The sequence below is a fragment of the Pedobacter sp. SAFR-022 genome (assembly GCF_051965375.1).
Lineage (GTDB): Bacteria > Bacteroidota > Bacteroidia > Sphingobacteriales > Sphingobacteriaceae > Pedobacter.
Map to the genome: position 1 here is coordinate 1072349 of NZ_JBQCME010000001.1, position 14679 is coordinate 1087027.

Consider the following 14679-nt stretch of genomic DNA (forward strand, 5'->3'; position numbering starts at 1 on the left):
TAAAAATTTCAGAAAGTGGCGTATATCGAATAAAAATAGGTTGATTTCCAAGCGCTACAAAATACCTTGTAGTTTACTGAAAATCAACCTGTTAGGATTTATCTGCTGATGTGGACCATCAAAACGGAGATATCTGAAGGTGAAACACCGGAAATTCTGGATGCCTGACCCAGCGTTCTCGGTTTAATCTTCAATAATTTCTCTCTTGCTTCCTTCGAAAGGGAATTTAACTGCGAATAATCAAAGTCAGGATTGATGTCCTTGTCTTCCATCTTCTGCATTTTCGCTACGATCTCCTGTTCTTTCTCAAAGTAGCTGTCGTATTTAATTTTGATCTCAGCTTGTTCAACCGTCTCCTGGTCAAACTTGCTTAGCAACTCATTTAATGGTGCACTGACTTTTCTTACATCTTCAATAGAAACCTGTGGGCGGCTTAGGAGACTGAAAAGTTTCACATTCTGGCTAATTGGACTCGTACCCAGCTCCTGCAACATGTCGTTCGCCTGCGACATCTCAATGCCTTGTTTCCGACTGAACGCAACGATCTCGTCCGAGTTCGCAACTTTTTGCTTTACAATATCCAAACGCTCATCACTGATCAAGCCAAGTTCGTGGCCAATAGGGGAGAGACGGATATCCGCATTATCTTGTCTTAGTAACAAACGGTGTTCTGCTCTGGAAGTGAACATACGGTATGGTTCTTCGGTACCTTTGGTGACCAGGTCATCTATCAATACACCAATGTACGACTCCGAACGCTTCATGATCAGCTCATGTTTGTCATTTACCTTCTGATGTGCGTTAATTCCAGCGATAAATCCCTGACTTGCAGCCTCTTCATAGCCAGTGGTACCATTAATTTGGCCGGCAAAGAACAAATTCTTGATTTTTTTGGTCTCTAAGGTTAAATCCAGCTGGGTAGGTGGAAAATAATCGTATTCAATCGCATATCCCGGGCGGAACATTTTGGCATTTTCAAATCCAGGGATTTGCGTCAATGCCCGGTATTGTACGTCTTCAGGCAGCGAGGTAGAAAATCCATTCACATAGATTTCTACGGTATTCCATCCCTCAGGTTCTACGAAGATCTGGTGACGGTCACGTTCTGCGAAGCGGTTTATTTTATCTTCGATGGATGGACAATACCTTGGACCAAGTCCTTTGATACGGCCGGTAAACATCGGTGATTTTTCAAATCCTTCTTTTAAGGTTTCGTGTACCTTGGAGTTGGTATAGGTGATCCAGCAGCAGCGTTGTTCTTTGGAACGTTCTACTTTTGTATAGGAGAATCTGCCCGGATTTTCATCACCCCATTGTTCTTCCATCACAGAATAATTCAGGGATCTGCCATCCACACGGGGAGGGGTTCCGGTTTTCATTCGACCCGCTTCGAAGCCCAATGAGGTAAGTTGTTCCGTTAAGCCTGTAGCTGATTTTTCACCAGTACGGCCACCGCCGAATTTCTTTTCGCCAATATGGATCAGACCATTCAGGAAAGTACCATTGGTCAATACTACGGATTTACCATGGATCTCTACGCCAATGGAGGTTTTTACACCACAAACAACATTATCTTTAATGATGAGGCTGCTCACCATATCCTGCCAGAAATCTACATTTGGTGTGCGCTCAAGGGCCAGTCGCCATTCTTCTGCAAAGCGTTTGCGATCATTCTGCGCACGCGGGCTCCACATGGCTGGACCTTTGGAAAGATTAAGCATTCTGAACTGTAGCGTAGTCTTATCAGCGATGATTCCGGAGTATCCGCCCATGGCATCAATCTCGCGAACGATCTGTCCTTTTGCTACACCACCCATTGCCGGATTACAACTCATCTGTGCAATGGTCTCCATATTCATCGTTATTAAGAGCACTGAAGAGCCTAAATTTGCTGCGGCGGCCGCGGCCTCACAGCCCGCGTGTCCAGCGCCTACAACGATGACATCATACGTTTTAAACATGGTTTTTTGGGTTATGTTTCACGTGGAACTTAGGTGAAAGTACATGCTTTTTAAGCCCTCGTTCCACGTGCATTATTCGATTTTAAATTCTTTAATAGGTTAAACAGGGATACTACAACCCAGACACTTTCCAAAATTACAAAGGGCATGAAGTTTATCATCCAGGCTGATATACCCGCTAAAGCGGCACCAACGAGATTCATTAAACTATACCAGTTGCTCTCTACTTTAATGACCTTTAAGATCTGTAGCAGAAAGGCGACCAACAGAATGGTTACGCCTGCAGTGGCTAAAATGTCTGAAGTGCTCATATCCTAGTTGTTTTTTTCTGATAGCTCGAGCCAACGCTCCATGACCTGATCCAACTCGTTGTTTAAAGACTGGATCTCTGCAGAAACGTTTTCAATTTCCTTGTAGTTGCTGCTGTCTATATCAGAAAGGGTGCTGGTAAGACTTACAATCTTATCTTCCAGCTTAGCGATCTTTGCCTCGGACTCTTCCAGTTCTTTCTGTTCTTTATAGCTCAGCTTCTTTGTATTTTCTTTAACTGCAGGAGTGGAGAGCGTAGCAGCAGCTTTCTTTTCAGTTTTCTCCTTCAGCTGCTCCAAACTTAAGCGGTATTCAGAGTAGTTCCCATTGTAGATATTAACCTCACCATTGCCTTCCATAATGAATAATTGCTCGCTCATTTTGTCCAGTAAATACCTGTCGTGTGATACCAGGATCAGTACGCCCGGGAAATTCTCCAGGAACTCTTCCAATACATTCAGCGTATCAATATCCAGATCGTTCGTAGGCTCATCCAGAATCAGGAAGTTTGGATTCTGCATCAATACCTTCATCAGGTGCAAACGCTTTTTCTCGCCACCGCTCAATTTCTCCACCATGCCGTGCTGCTTCTTCGGTGGAAACAAAAATAAGGTCAGCAACTGAGAAGCAGAGATCGTCTGACCATCGGCCATCTTGATGTATTCCGCATCAGATTTTACAATATCAATTACCCGTTCCTTTTCGTTGAAGGCTAAACCACCTTGTTTATAATAACCATAAACAGTTGTTTCACCGACGCTAACTTTACCTTTTTCCGGCTGAAGAAATCCGGTGATGATATTCAGTAGGGTAGACTTACCAGTACCGTTTTTACCAGCTAAACCAATGCGGTCTGCACGCTTAAAAGTATAGGAGAAATCATTGATGATTTTCTTTTCATCAAAACTTTGCCCAATATGTTCCAGCTCAAGAATCTTATTGCCCTGGCGAGCCATTTTAACATTTAACGTAATACTTTGATTTTCAGTATTCTGTTTCGTTCTGCTTTCCAGATCGTAAAATGCATCTATTCTGGCTTGTGATTTGGTACCACGAGCCTGCGGCATTCTGCGCATCCACTCCAATTCTTTTTTCAGGAGATTTTTATTCTTCTGGAAAGTAGCCTCATCAGAAGCTTCACGTTCAGATTTTTTCTCCAGGAAGTAGGCATAGTTACCATTGTAGGTAAAGGTTTTTCCTTTATCCAACTCTACAATCGTGTTGCAAACGTTATCCAGGAAATATCTATCGTGCGTAACCAGCAAAATGGTCTTGTTTCCAGAGGTCAGCAATTTTTCAAGCCATTCAATGGTATCAATATCCAGGTGGTTGGTTGGCTCATCGAGAATATAGAAGTCCGGATCTTCAATCAGCAGTTTCGCCAAAGCAAGACGCTTTTTTTGTCCACCGGAAAGGGTAGAGATCTGCTGCTGGAGATGCGTGATGCCCATACGACTGAGGATGGTCTTGATTTCATGTTCGTATTCCCAGGCATTATGCTCGCTTAGTTCTCCATACAAACGATTCAGATGATCTTCATCAGGATTTTCCTGCTCAATCAATTCCTCGTATTCTTTGATAAGCTGCTGTTGTTTGTTCTCCAGTGAGAAGATGAAATCACTGATTGAGAAACCTTCCGGGAAGGTCGGCTCCTGATCCAGGAATCCAATACGAACGGATTTATTCTTTACGATTTTTCCTTCCAGTGGAAGAAAGCGCTCGGCAAGCAATTTTAGCAGGGTGCTCTTACCTGCGCCATTTATTCCAACCAGCGCAACACGTTGCCCGGTCTGGATTCCTAAAGTTAATTTTTTAAATAGCCATTCATCATGATAAGCATGACCCAGGCCTTCAGCTGCAATTAATGTACTCAATGTGTGTTCTTAACGAAGTTTATATGCGAAATTACTACAAAAGTACACATTAAATTTTTGCATTCAGTTTCAGGCATTTAAGCAGAATGTAATTTTACTTCTGTCGCTTGTTGACCGACCTGTACCACCGCGCCAATAACCAAAATTGCGGGGTAACTGAGTCCTGCATTCTTCGCGGCTAACTCCAGCTTTCCAGCAGTGCAGATCACCTTCCTTTCCTGTGGCAAGGAGCCATGTTGAATAATCGCCGCAGGCATTTCTGAAAGTCCTGCCGAACGATAGACCTCAGCGATTTCACGCAATTTTTTCATGCCCATATAAATGATTACTGTAGCCTTGCTATTGATTGCACAGCTTAGGTCAGCAGATAAACAACCATCTTTTTTTGTACCGGTAATGACCCAGATGCTTTCACTTACACCCCGATGGGTTAAGGGAATACCATGCAATCCCGTGGTCTGCATACTGCTGATTCCGGGCACGTAAAAACTTTTAATACCAAGGGCTGCCGCATATAGAACTTCCTCATAACCCCGTCCAAAAATGTAGGGATCTCCACCTTTCAAGCGAACCACAACGCGATCCTGCGAACAATATGCGGCTATAAGTTGATGTATCTCTTCCTGCGGCATGTAATTTCCATAAGGTTGCTTACCTACATAGACCTTTTTGCAGCTTTCTTTCGCAATTTCAAGTAAATCCCGGTTAATTAAGTTGTCAAACAAGATCACATCAGCATTTTTCAGTACTCTTTGTGCCTTAACCGTTATCAATTCAGGGTCTCCCGGGCCTCCGCCAATTAAATATAAGCCATTTTCTAAGTTTTTATGCATGATATTCAAAGTTTACCGGTTTTAGAATTTATTTTACTCTAAAATTATGCCTTTAAATCTGTAAAACATGATTTATATCATATTATTTCGGGTAATTATTAAAAATAATTTGTTTTTATGCTTGTTAATGTCATAACTTACATTTAAAATCAATGGATTTTGAATTATTAGATGCTTTTTACCGCCATTTATCGGTTTAAAACTGATCGAGTAATGGATTTTAGGTGTAAATAACTGTGCTAAACCAAATATTTTCCTAATTCATGAACCAAAAGCCTGAAATATAAGGTCGGGTGAGAGAAATGTTATCATGAATGCTTTTTCAATTAAAAAATACTAATCAGATGAAAAAGGAAACTATAGTAGTTATCGGAAATGGCATGGTAGGCCATAAATTTTGCGAGAAGTTAATTGCAAAAACAACAGCTTTTAACATCATTGTATTTGCTGAAGAGTCCCGTCGTGCTTACGACCGTGTACATTTAAGCGAATTCTTCAATGGAAAATCTGCCGATGACTTAGCGCTTTGCAGTGCAGAGTGGTATGCAGAAAATGGAATCACACTGTTTCTGAATGATGCGGTTAAGCAAATCGAACGGACACAAAAAATAATTCATTGCCGTTCTGGCATGATCATCCAATATGACAAACTGGTTATCGCCAGCGGTTCTGCGGCTTTCGTTCCCAATATCCCTGGCTTATCTAAGGCGGGCGTATTTGTATATCGGAATCTGGACGATTTAGAATTGATTCGAAGTTATGCGGAGAATACCAAAAATGCAGCTGTTATGGGAGGCGGTTTGCTGGGGCTGGAGGCTGCCAAAGCCCTGATTGATTTGGGCGTCCAAAAAACCCATGTCATTGAATTTGCCCCTCGTTTGATGCCCAGACAAATTGATGCCGCCGGCAGTGAGATGCTGGTTGCTAAGCTAAACGACTTAGGTCTTTCCATTCATCTCAATAAAAGCACGGTTGCTGTACTTGGTGAGCATCACATCACCGGACTACAGTTTAGTGATGATACCACGCTGGAAGTTGATATGCTGGTGATCTCGGCCGGCATCAAGCCAAGAGATGAACTTGCCAGACAATGTGGGTTGGAGGTTAGCAGTAGAGGAGGAATCATTGTTGATGATAAAATGCAAACCAGTGATCCGAACATTTTTGCCATAGGCGAATGTGCCATTTACCAACAGATGATCTATGGTCTGGTTGCTCCTGGATACGAAATGGCGGAAGTGCTTGCCGAAAATCTTAGCAGCGGTCATAAAACCTTCCATGGTTTTGATATGAGCACGAAACTTAAACTCATTGGAATTGACGTTGCAAGTTTCGGTGATCCAGCCATCAAAGAACCTGCATGCAGAACCATCATTTTTGAAGATACCCATAGGGGTACCTACAAACGCATCAACATCAGCAACGACGGAAAGTACCTCCTGGGCGGTATCCTGATCGGTGATGCCAGCGCCTATAACCTGCTGCTGCAAACGGTAAACAACAAGATTCTCTTGCCACCAAATCCAGAGGACCTGATTCTTGGGGTCAGGGGTGCAGGAGCTGCAGATCAAGCGCATGCAGGTATTGCTGCTTTGCCAGATGAAGCACTGATCTGTAGCTGTGAAGGCATCACCAAACTTCAAATCTGTGATGCCGTAACCACAAATTCATGTGAATCGGTAGATGCCTTAAAAAAATGTACCAAGGCTGGTACCGGTTGTGGTGGCTGTATTCCGATGGTAAAAGACTTATTGCTCCATACCATGAAAGCCAATGGTAAGTACGTCCGCAACATCATCTGTGAGCATTTCAGCTATAGCAGACAGGAATTGTATGATCTGATTCATATTCATGAGATCAAATCCTACAATGAAGTGCTTGACCATCTGGGTACCGGCGATGGCTGTGAAGTTTGCAAACCGCTGGTCGCATCGATCTTAGCAAGCTTATGGAAAGAAATGATCCTGGAGCGGGGTAATGATACTGCGCAGGACAGCAACGACCGCTTCCTCGCTAATATTCAAAAAGGAGGCTCATACTCTGTGGTGCCTAGAATTCCTGCGGGGGAAGTCACGCCGGAAAAACTAATCGTTATCGGGCAGGTGGCACAAAAATATAACCTCTACACTAAAATCACCGGAGGACAAAGAATCGATCTCTTCGGAGCACACCTTACGGATCTGCCGCTGATTTGGGAGGAATTGATCGCTGCAGGATTTGAAAGCGGACATGCCTATGGCAAAGGCCTGCGAACCGTCAAAAGCTGCGTTGGCAGCACCTGGTGCCGCTTTGGACTGCACGACAGTGTGAGCTTTGCCGTCAGAATTGAAGAACGTTACAAAGGGCTGCGAACCCCTCATAAGTTCAAAGGGGGTGTGAGTGGCTGCATCCGGGAATGTGCAGAAGCACAGGGTAAGGATTTTGGAATTATTGCGACCGAGAAAGGCTGGAACTTGTATGTCTGCGGTAACGGCGGCAGTAAACCACAGCATGCCAAGCTGCTCGCAACCGATCTCGACAGCGATACCTGTGTTCGATACCTGGACCGCTTCCTGATGTTTTACATGCGCACCGCAGATCCACTGGCCCGCACTGCCACCTGGCTCAACAAGATGGAAGGTGGTATCGACTATCTCCGTAATGTCATCGTGAACGACAGCATCGGCATGGCCGAGGTCTGGGAAAAGGAGATGGAGCAACAAGTGCAGCTATACAAATGCGAATGGAAGGAAGCGGTAGAAAACCCAGCCATCCGTAAAAGATTTAACCACTTCGTTAACGCACCGGGAGAGAAAGACCCATCCATAGGCTTCACTGAAATGCGGGGTCAGAAAAAAGCAGAATGGACTAAAGCCTAAAAAATCAACTTCATTTTTCAAACCTAAAAACAGTATTATGAATGTAGCATGTGCCGAAGAAACCTATACCTGGATTGCAGCTTGCCAGGTAGATGATGCCGCCGAAAATGGTGGTGTATGTGTCAAATTTGGACAGGAGCAGATTGCGCTTTTCTATTTCACCCGCCGCCAGGAATGGTATGCGACACAGAACCAGTGTCCGCATAAGCAGCAGATGGCTTTAAGCCGGGGCATGATCGGCACCATGGGCGATCATCCCAAAGTTGCCTGTCCTTTTCATAAGAAAACTTTTTCCTTGGAAACGGGTGAATGCCTGAATGGCGATTGCGGTACCTTGAAGACCTATCCGGTAAGGGTTGAAGATGGTTTGGTTTACATCGGATTTACAAATTAGAACGACACCAGATGGATTATGTATCACCAAAAGAAGTGGCAGGCAACATGATGGCTGCTGCTGTATCGAAATCAGCACTTTCTATAAAAGACCTGCTGATCCGCGGAAGCATGTCAGGTGCCTTGCTGGGCATATCCGTGACGCTGGCAAATCTTGCAGCATCTCAAACCAAACTGCCTATGGCCGGCGCACTGGTTTTTCCAGTAGGGTTTGTCATCATTATTATCCTGGGTATGGAACTCGTAACCGGTAGTTTTTCGCTGATTCCACTCGCCTGGTTTGAGCAGAAGATTACGGCGAAAACGATGTTGAGCAACCTGTTCTGGGTCTTTACCGGCAATTTGCTGGGCAGCCTGGTATTTGCATTGTTGTTCTGGAGCGCCTCCTCAGAAACCGGAACGCTGACGGTTCTCGGCCCGATAGATAAAATGCTGGTTGCCGCCGCGGAACGGAAAACCACCGGCTTTGCCAGCCATGGCGCCGCGGGATTGCTTACCGCATTTGTGAAAGCCGTATTGTGCAACTGGATGGTCTGCATGGGTGTGGTGATGGCCATGACTTCCAAGTCGACCTCCGGAAAAATCATTGCGGCAAGCATACCAATATTCATATTCTTCGCGCTGGGTTATGAGCACGCGGTAGTCAACATGTTTGTTATTCCTGCAGGAATGTTATTTGGCGCCAAGGTAAGCCTGGCAAACTGGTGGCTGGACAATCAACTCATTGTTACCCTGGGGAACATCGTAGGTGGGCTGCTTTTCACAGGTATGGCAATCTACTATACGCATGGTAAGCCTGAGCAGAAAACAGTTCAAACACCATTAAACTTAAACTCCTGATAGATGAAGATTCTTACCCGGACGAGTGTTTTTGCTTTGCTGATCCTGTGTCCCGCGATAAGCCTGAAAGCGCAGTCTGCTGAAGGCATCAAGGCTAAAGCGCAATTACTCGATGGCTTGTTGGTAGCCGGATATCTGGATCATGGAGCCTTCATAAACTGCACAGGCCCCGCAATTAAGTTTAGCAAAAAGCCATATTGCGTAATGTTAGGTTTATTACCGGGCCTGCGGATAAAGGAGGACCAGGCTCCAGCTGAGGTTCCGAAAAATTCAGTGATTACGCCTTCTCTGGGCTTTGGATTAACAGCTTCCTTTAAACACCTTGCTTTGCAGTTGCCGCTGTATTACAACAGTAAAACGGCCACCAAGGACGGTGTCTGGAAGGCAGGGCTAGGTTTAGGTTATAAGTTTTAAGGATCGCTAATTAACTGGCTTTGCTAAGCAGTTGCAGCCCCTCGGCATTGATAATGCGGATTTTTTTACCAGACAGTTCAATCAGGTTTTCTTGGATCAGTTCATTCATGGTACGAAATACAGTTTCATAACTGGCACCGGTGAATGCGGCAAGATCCTGTCTACTCATATCAATGCTGATGCAGCCGTCCTCATCGACATCAAAGATGGATTGCAATTGAAGGAAAGCAGCCGCTAACCGGCCCTTCACAGACATGAGTGCCAGGTTTCGCATTTTCTCTTCCGATTCCCGAAGCTCTTCTGCATAGAACATCATGAGCTTAAAGGCGAAATCATGGTTTACACGCAGGGTAGACAGGAAAAAGTCTTTATCAATAAAACAGATGGTGCTGGCTTCAATTGCAGTAGCTGAAATGGGGTAAACAGAAGCGCTTTCACCCAGCGCCCGGTGCCCAAAGATCTTTCCTTTGGTTGCGAAACGGATGATAATGTCTTTGTCGCCCCACTGCTTATGTACTTTTACGCTGCCATCATAAACGAAATATACGCCGGTAACGGGATCACCTTCTTGAAAAATCGTTTCCCCTTTTCTAACCAAATAGTTTTTCTTGTGGGCTTGGATTGCCGGTTGCCATGCCGGCAGTGCAAGTTGGCACATCAAACAGCGCTTCATATCACAAGGTGGGCTCTTTTTCATTTCTTTTCGTTAAACCGATGATTTCTCAGGGCGCATTACAGCGCATGCCAAGCTAAAATAAAAATTTGTAAAGCGCGAGAGTTGCCTCTAATAATTTGAGGCCTCCTGCAACGCTGACTCAGGATAAAACAAGCACTGTTAATGGCAGGTACCAGTTGGGAGGTCGAGCCGCCCTCAACCCGGCATCGAACCGGCCTCCAACCGGGGTTGATACGCCCTGATACCGGATCGACCCCGGATTGAACCCAGATCGACACGGAATCAGCTATAATCCCTGTAGTTAGCGATAATGAATTTTGCAATGCCGGTATCTAAGACTTACATTTAGAGGTAAACTGCTTAATTTATGCCAATCAATACGCTCCCAAACCCTCATCTAACAATGCTCCTTCATGGCGAACCTTGCTGTAACTATCGCCTGATCTTTAAAAGAGAAAAGCAGGACCTATGAATGCAGGATCATTCAGGATGTGTGCTCTACGAACAGTACGGCATATCATAAAATCACTTTTATGCACCTTGCTGATGCTCTTGCCGGTCGTTGCCCATGCGCAGCAGGATAGTACGACAAACAAGAAAGGGGAAACCGTTGGACTTAAAAACCCTTTGGAAACTGGGAACGATGCGCTTGTAAATGCCCCGAAATCGAAAAGAGCTGACAAAATCGACGATAGTCAGAAAGGCTATTTTTATGCTGCTTTTAAGCTATCTGTTGAAGACCTTGCAACCTACGCTTTTGCCGATGAAGCCGAGGCACAGGATTATGAAACGAAAGAAGGCTTGATTTTAGATTTTGGTTACGGGAAGCAAATTAATAAACTCATGGGCATTGAAGCTGGCCTTGGAGCGTACTTTTTAAACCCACTTAATTTGTTCTATGATCACGAGGAAGATGAAGGATATGATGCCCTTGATATACAAAGCAGAGCCTTCTCTTTGCAGGTCAGGCCTTTTCTGACGTTTGATGTAGGGGCAGGTGCAAGCTTAAAACTTGGTGCAGGGCTGCTTTACCAGCAGTTGCATTCCTCAGGAAAATACTACCCCGATCAAGGGCAGGATAACACAAGCACGGCTTCGGGGCAGTCAAAGTCCAGTTATCGGTCCAGGTTCTTCCTGAATTACGAACCTTTCACCGGATTGGACTTCAAAATTAGCGATAAATGGGCAGTAGGGCTTAACTTAACCTATGTGCGGATCAACTGGAACAGATCACTCCATGGTTTGCGGTTCAGTAATCAACCGGGTCTTCAGCTTCCAGAACATCGTACCTCTATGGTATTCCTGGGGGCAAAGGTGGCTTTTAAGTAGTAGGCTTCAGTACCAGTTTCGCCAGGTAGAGATCTTCTTTCTCCGTCATGATCTTTTTGGCCGCTTTACCCTTGTCGGGGTAACCCAGCAGATGCAATGTTCCATGGACCATCACACGGCAAAGTTCATCCATAAAATCATGCTTAAATTCCTTCGCATTTTCTTTGATCCTGTCAATGCTGATAAATATATCGCCTACAATCGTTTTCGCAGCCTCTGAGTTATCAAAAGTAATCACGTCGGTATAAGTATCATGATCGAGGTATTGTTGGTTTATACCCAATAAATATTCGTCAGAGCAGAAGATGAAGTTTAGTTCTTCCAGTACATAACCTTCCGCACTGATCGTTTCCCGAAGCCAGTTACGGATGATGGTCTTGTTTTTTAAGGTGAAGGAGATCTCTTCCGTAAAGAAGTGTATGGCAGCTTTGCTCATGGTATGCTAAAAATGCAAAGATAAAAAAAAAGCTCCCCGGAATTTCCGGGAAGCTTGTACGAATATGTTTAATGAAATCTAGATTACTTTAACATTGATCGCGTTCAAACCTTTCTTACCGCTTTCTACATCGTATTCTACTTTGTCGTTTTCACGGATTTCGTCGATAAGGCCTGTTGAATGTACAAAGATTTCGCTATCTCCGTTTGTTGGAATGATGAATCCGAATCCTTTTGTTACATTAAAAAATTTTACTGTTCCTTCTTGCATTGTATTATGTATTAAAAAATTAAGTGTGCAAGGTAGTCATTATTTGTTATAAACAAGTAAATGCTTGAATTTTTGAGGAATATAGAAATTATGTGACTTTTTTCCTACTTTTTCCCACTCACATTTAGGGTGATTTCAGAAGAATGTGGGATGCCCAGCGTGCTGCCAGGTTTCACGATCAGCAGGTTCTGTAAGTACACGTCAATGATGCCCTCCAATACCTTTTTTCTTTGCTCATGATATTCAGGCATATCATCCCGGAAGCTGTTCAGGTAGATCTTACCATGCTTGTCGACCACCGCCGTAAATGAGTAGCCAAAATCCTGATAAGCTTTTTCTATTTTAATGCGGTACTCGGGGAACAAATAGTCGTAAGACTCCGTTCTGCCGACCAATCGATCTACTGTACTTAGCTTCTTTACGCTGATGATCTTACTTTTTGGAGTGAACTGCACAGGAATGCGGCCCGCAAAAGCGCTATCGGCATTTGCCGGATTGCGGTCGGCCCGCGCAACAAGCTTGCGGATGAAAGCCGTATCAGCCGCGGTAGGCTTACGCAGTTCTTCAGGGGTTTTGTTGATCTTCTTCAGGTAATCTTCCGAATAATAGGTCATGAAAACATCCGAGCGGATGTCTTTCTCAATCACCCGGTTGGTGAGTTGCAGACGCTGCATGCGGATGCTGTCTTTGCTGAACCCTTTGATCCGGAACCACTCACCGGCGAAATTATAGACATCCCCGTGATCGTACATGAAGTAGAAGGACTGCATGATCTGCTTTTGCGGACTCCAGGCTTTCACTGTATCATTCGAGGCAAACTGTATGATCCAGCTGGGTTCCTGCTGAAAGCCGATATCAGAAAAGGAAAGCCCGTTACTGAAGCGACGCGTCACCTCATGGTATTTTATGCCAACGATCGGCGTAAAATCCAGTCTTTTTATGTCTTCTTTTTTCTTCTTTTCTTTCTTTGCATTTTTTTCAGGTGTGGAGTTACACGCACTAATTACCAATCCAACAGCTAAAAAATAAATCAGCGTTTTGAAATTTAACATTCTCTATAAACGGATTACACGTAAAAATAATGCCCGCAAGCGGGCAGGAGCTCAGATTCTCTTTTTTAAAGTTAGGACTTTATAAACGATTTCGTCATTTTGGAATAGTTTAAGGACTACATTTTTACCGTCTCCGGCTTTAAGCAGCTGCACAATGGTCTGCAGGTCCAGGCTGGTAACGGACTTGAAATTGATCTCCAGCAACTCGGTACCAGGACGTATACCCTGCTTTTCTGCAGGTGAATTTTCTTCAATGCGTTCGATGAAAAAGCGGTTTGACTTACCTTCTTCCATATAGACTTCCATGCCTGACATATCATGATCAAACGCGTTTTTCAATGCGCTATTTGGTTTAAGGTAAACCACACTGTTCCGGTAATCGTAAGTGATGTGAAAACGCCGCAGCAGCTCCGCTCCGATACTGCCATTTCGCCCGGTGGACATTACCTTTGCCGCACCATCGGCATAATCCGGGTAATTTGTTAATACGTCACTTAAGGTCACCCGGCCGATACTCAAATTATGAACGCGACCGATGTGTCCGCTGATCAAACCACCGAAGCCCATACCTAAGTTTGCAGTAATGTTGCTGTCGGGCAGGGGAAACTTCTGACCGGCTAAACTCTCCAGGGAAAGGGCGAAGCTGGCGCCACTGTCCATCAGGAGCCGGGCATTGAAGAGCCCCACGTTAGGTGCCATGACGGAGAGGTGCAGGTAAGGCTTGTTAAGGATCATCTCCATCGGTACCGCAAAACCTTTGATCTTCCGCTTCAGCTCGTGCCGGTAAAATTTCATCGTATGGCTGAAATAGTCTACATGGACCACAAAGCTGTTTAAAAAATAGTAGCCAATTAGACCATGTACATGTATACCCAGGAAGTTTGACAGGTTGAAGATATCGCTCTTTAGAATGGCCGTAGGCACATTATCCATCCTGGAGGCACCAACACTGACATCAATGGTGTTTGAAGAATAAGCTTCAATCATCTCACCCTGCCCGAGCCCGGAGATCTTCATCGGCCGTAGCTGCGAAAAATCCAGCGTGTCCAGAATGCTGGGGTCTGTGATGAGCAAAGGGGATACGCCGGTGTCGAGAATGAAGTTGAAGGGCCCTTTGTCATTGATGTAAACCGGGATCACAATCAGGTTTTTGATCAGCTGGAAGTTCATGGTTTGCTGCTTCCTTTTGCCTCTGAACTCAAATTGTTGTCCTTGTACTTCTGCAGGAGGCCATAAAAGCAGCAGCCAGATGACAAGCAGCCAATGGCAAATCCGAACAATAGCCAAAAATCCTAAAAGCATTAAGTAATTTAAGAATTTCAAAGGATACTTCATCTGCCGCTTTCCATAATTCTGCCACGCGGTTAATATCAGGCTCCATAGGATTTCCGGATCATCCATAAGCTTCCATGAAAAACTTGCCTTGATTTCAAT

The 14679-nt window shown here is 44.5% G+C and carries 14 protein-coding genes; 5 read left to right on the forward strand and 9 right to left on the reverse strand.

Annotated elements, in window-relative coordinates:
- Positions 1-98 precede the first annotated feature (98 nt).
- The 4 genes from mnmG to cobA form a co-directional block, all read right to left on the reverse strand.
- On the reverse strand, positions 99-1961 hold the full coding sequence (gene mnmG / locus ACTHQF_RS04635; protein WP_440428729.1) for a tRNA uridine-5-carboxymethylaminomethyl(34) synthesis enzyme MnmG: 1863 nt from the start codon (positions 1959-1961) through the stop codon (positions 99-101).
- Between the two features lie 50 nt (positions 1962-2011).
- Entirely contained in the window at positions 2012-2272 is a 261-nt protein-coding gene (locus ACTHQF_RS04640; RefSeq protein WP_440428730.1) for a CBU_0592 family membrane protein, read from the reverse strand.
- 3 nt (positions 2273-2275) lie between these two features.
- Positions 2276-4144 carry an ABC-F family ATP-binding cassette domain-containing protein gene (locus ACTHQF_RS04645; RefSeq protein WP_440428731.1) on the reverse strand — a complete coding sequence of 623 codons (1869 nt, stop codon included), beginning with the start codon at positions 4142-4144 and terminating at the stop codon, positions 2276-2278.
- 77 nt (positions 4145-4221) lie between these two features.
- Positions 4222-4977 (reverse strand): uroporphyrinogen-III C-methyltransferase, encoded by a 756-nt coding sequence (gene cobA / locus ACTHQF_RS04650; protein ID WP_440428732.1) that lies wholly within the window; start codon positions 4975-4977, stop codon positions 4222-4224.
- 344 nt (positions 4978-5321) lie between these two features.
- On the opposite strand from cobA, the gene nirB reads away from it, so the two are divergent.
- Genes nirB through ACTHQF_RS04670 form a run of 4 tightly spaced genes read left to right on the forward strand, consistent with a single transcriptional unit; the run spans position 5322 to position 9482 of the window.
- A complete protein-coding gene (gene nirB, locus ACTHQF_RS04655) occupies positions 5322-7835 on the forward strand; it encodes a nitrite reductase large subunit NirB (protein ID WP_440428733.1) in 2514 nt (837 codons plus the stop codon).
- 37 nt (positions 7836-7872) lie between these two features.
- On the forward strand, positions 7873-8229 hold the full coding sequence (gene nirD / locus ACTHQF_RS04660; protein ID WP_440428734.1) for a nitrite reductase small subunit NirD: 357 nt from the start codon (positions 7873-7875) through the stop codon (positions 8227-8229).
- Between the two features lie 11 nt (positions 8230-8240).
- Complete coding sequence (locus tag ACTHQF_RS04665) at positions 8241-9068, forward strand: formate/nitrite transporter family protein (protein WP_440428735.1); 828 nt, start codon at positions 8241-8243, stop codon at positions 9066-9068.
- A gap of 3 nt (positions 9069-9071) precedes the next feature.
- Complete coding sequence (locus ACTHQF_RS04670; RefSeq protein ID WP_440428736.1) at positions 9072-9482, forward strand: hypothetical protein; 411 nt, start codon at positions 9072-9074, stop codon at positions 9480-9482.
- Between the two features lie 10 nt (positions 9483-9492).
- Here ACTHQF_RS04670 and ACTHQF_RS04675 read toward each other — a convergent pair whose 3' ends face one another.
- Positions 9493-10179 (reverse strand): Crp/Fnr family transcriptional regulator, encoded by a 687-nt coding sequence (locus tag ACTHQF_RS04675; RefSeq protein ID WP_440428737.1) that lies wholly within the window; start codon positions 10177-10179, stop codon positions 9493-9495.
- Between the two features lie 447 nt (positions 10180-10626).
- On the opposite strand from ACTHQF_RS04675, the gene ACTHQF_RS04680 reads away from it, so the two are divergent.
- Positions 10627-11487 (forward strand): outer membrane beta-barrel protein, encoded by an 861-nt coding sequence (locus tag ACTHQF_RS04680; protein WP_440428738.1) that lies wholly within the window; start codon positions 10627-10629, stop codon positions 11485-11487.
- Here ACTHQF_RS04680 and ybeY read toward each other — a convergent pair.
- The 4 genes from ybeY to ACTHQF_RS04700 all read right to left on the reverse strand — a co-directional run bounded on the left by ybeY (position 11480) and on the right by ACTHQF_RS04700 (position 14547).
- The gene (gene ybeY / locus ACTHQF_RS04685; protein WP_440428739.1) at positions 11480-11923 is read right to left on the reverse strand and encodes an rRNA maturation RNase YbeY; all 444 of its coding nucleotides are present in this window, start codon (positions 11921-11923) and stop codon (positions 11480-11482) included. The genes ACTHQF_RS04680 and ybeY overlap by 8 nt on opposite strands.
- A gap of 78 nt (positions 11924-12001) precedes the next feature.
- A complete protein-coding gene (locus ACTHQF_RS04690) occupies positions 12002-12193 on the reverse strand; it encodes a cold-shock protein (RefSeq protein WP_188625455.1) in 192 nt (63 codons plus the stop codon).
- A 104-nt stretch (positions 12194-12297) separates the two neighbouring features.
- On the reverse strand, positions 12298-13245 hold the full coding sequence (locus ACTHQF_RS04695) for a hypothetical protein (RefSeq protein ID WP_440428740.1): 948 nt from the start codon (positions 13243-13245) through the stop codon (positions 12298-12300).
- Between the two features lie 51 nt (positions 13246-13296).
- Positions 13297-14547 (reverse strand): aspartyl protease family protein, encoded by a 1251-nt coding sequence (locus ACTHQF_RS04700; protein ID WP_440428741.1) that lies wholly within the window; start codon positions 14545-14547, stop codon positions 13297-13299.
- Positions 14548-14679 lie beyond the last annotated feature (132 nt).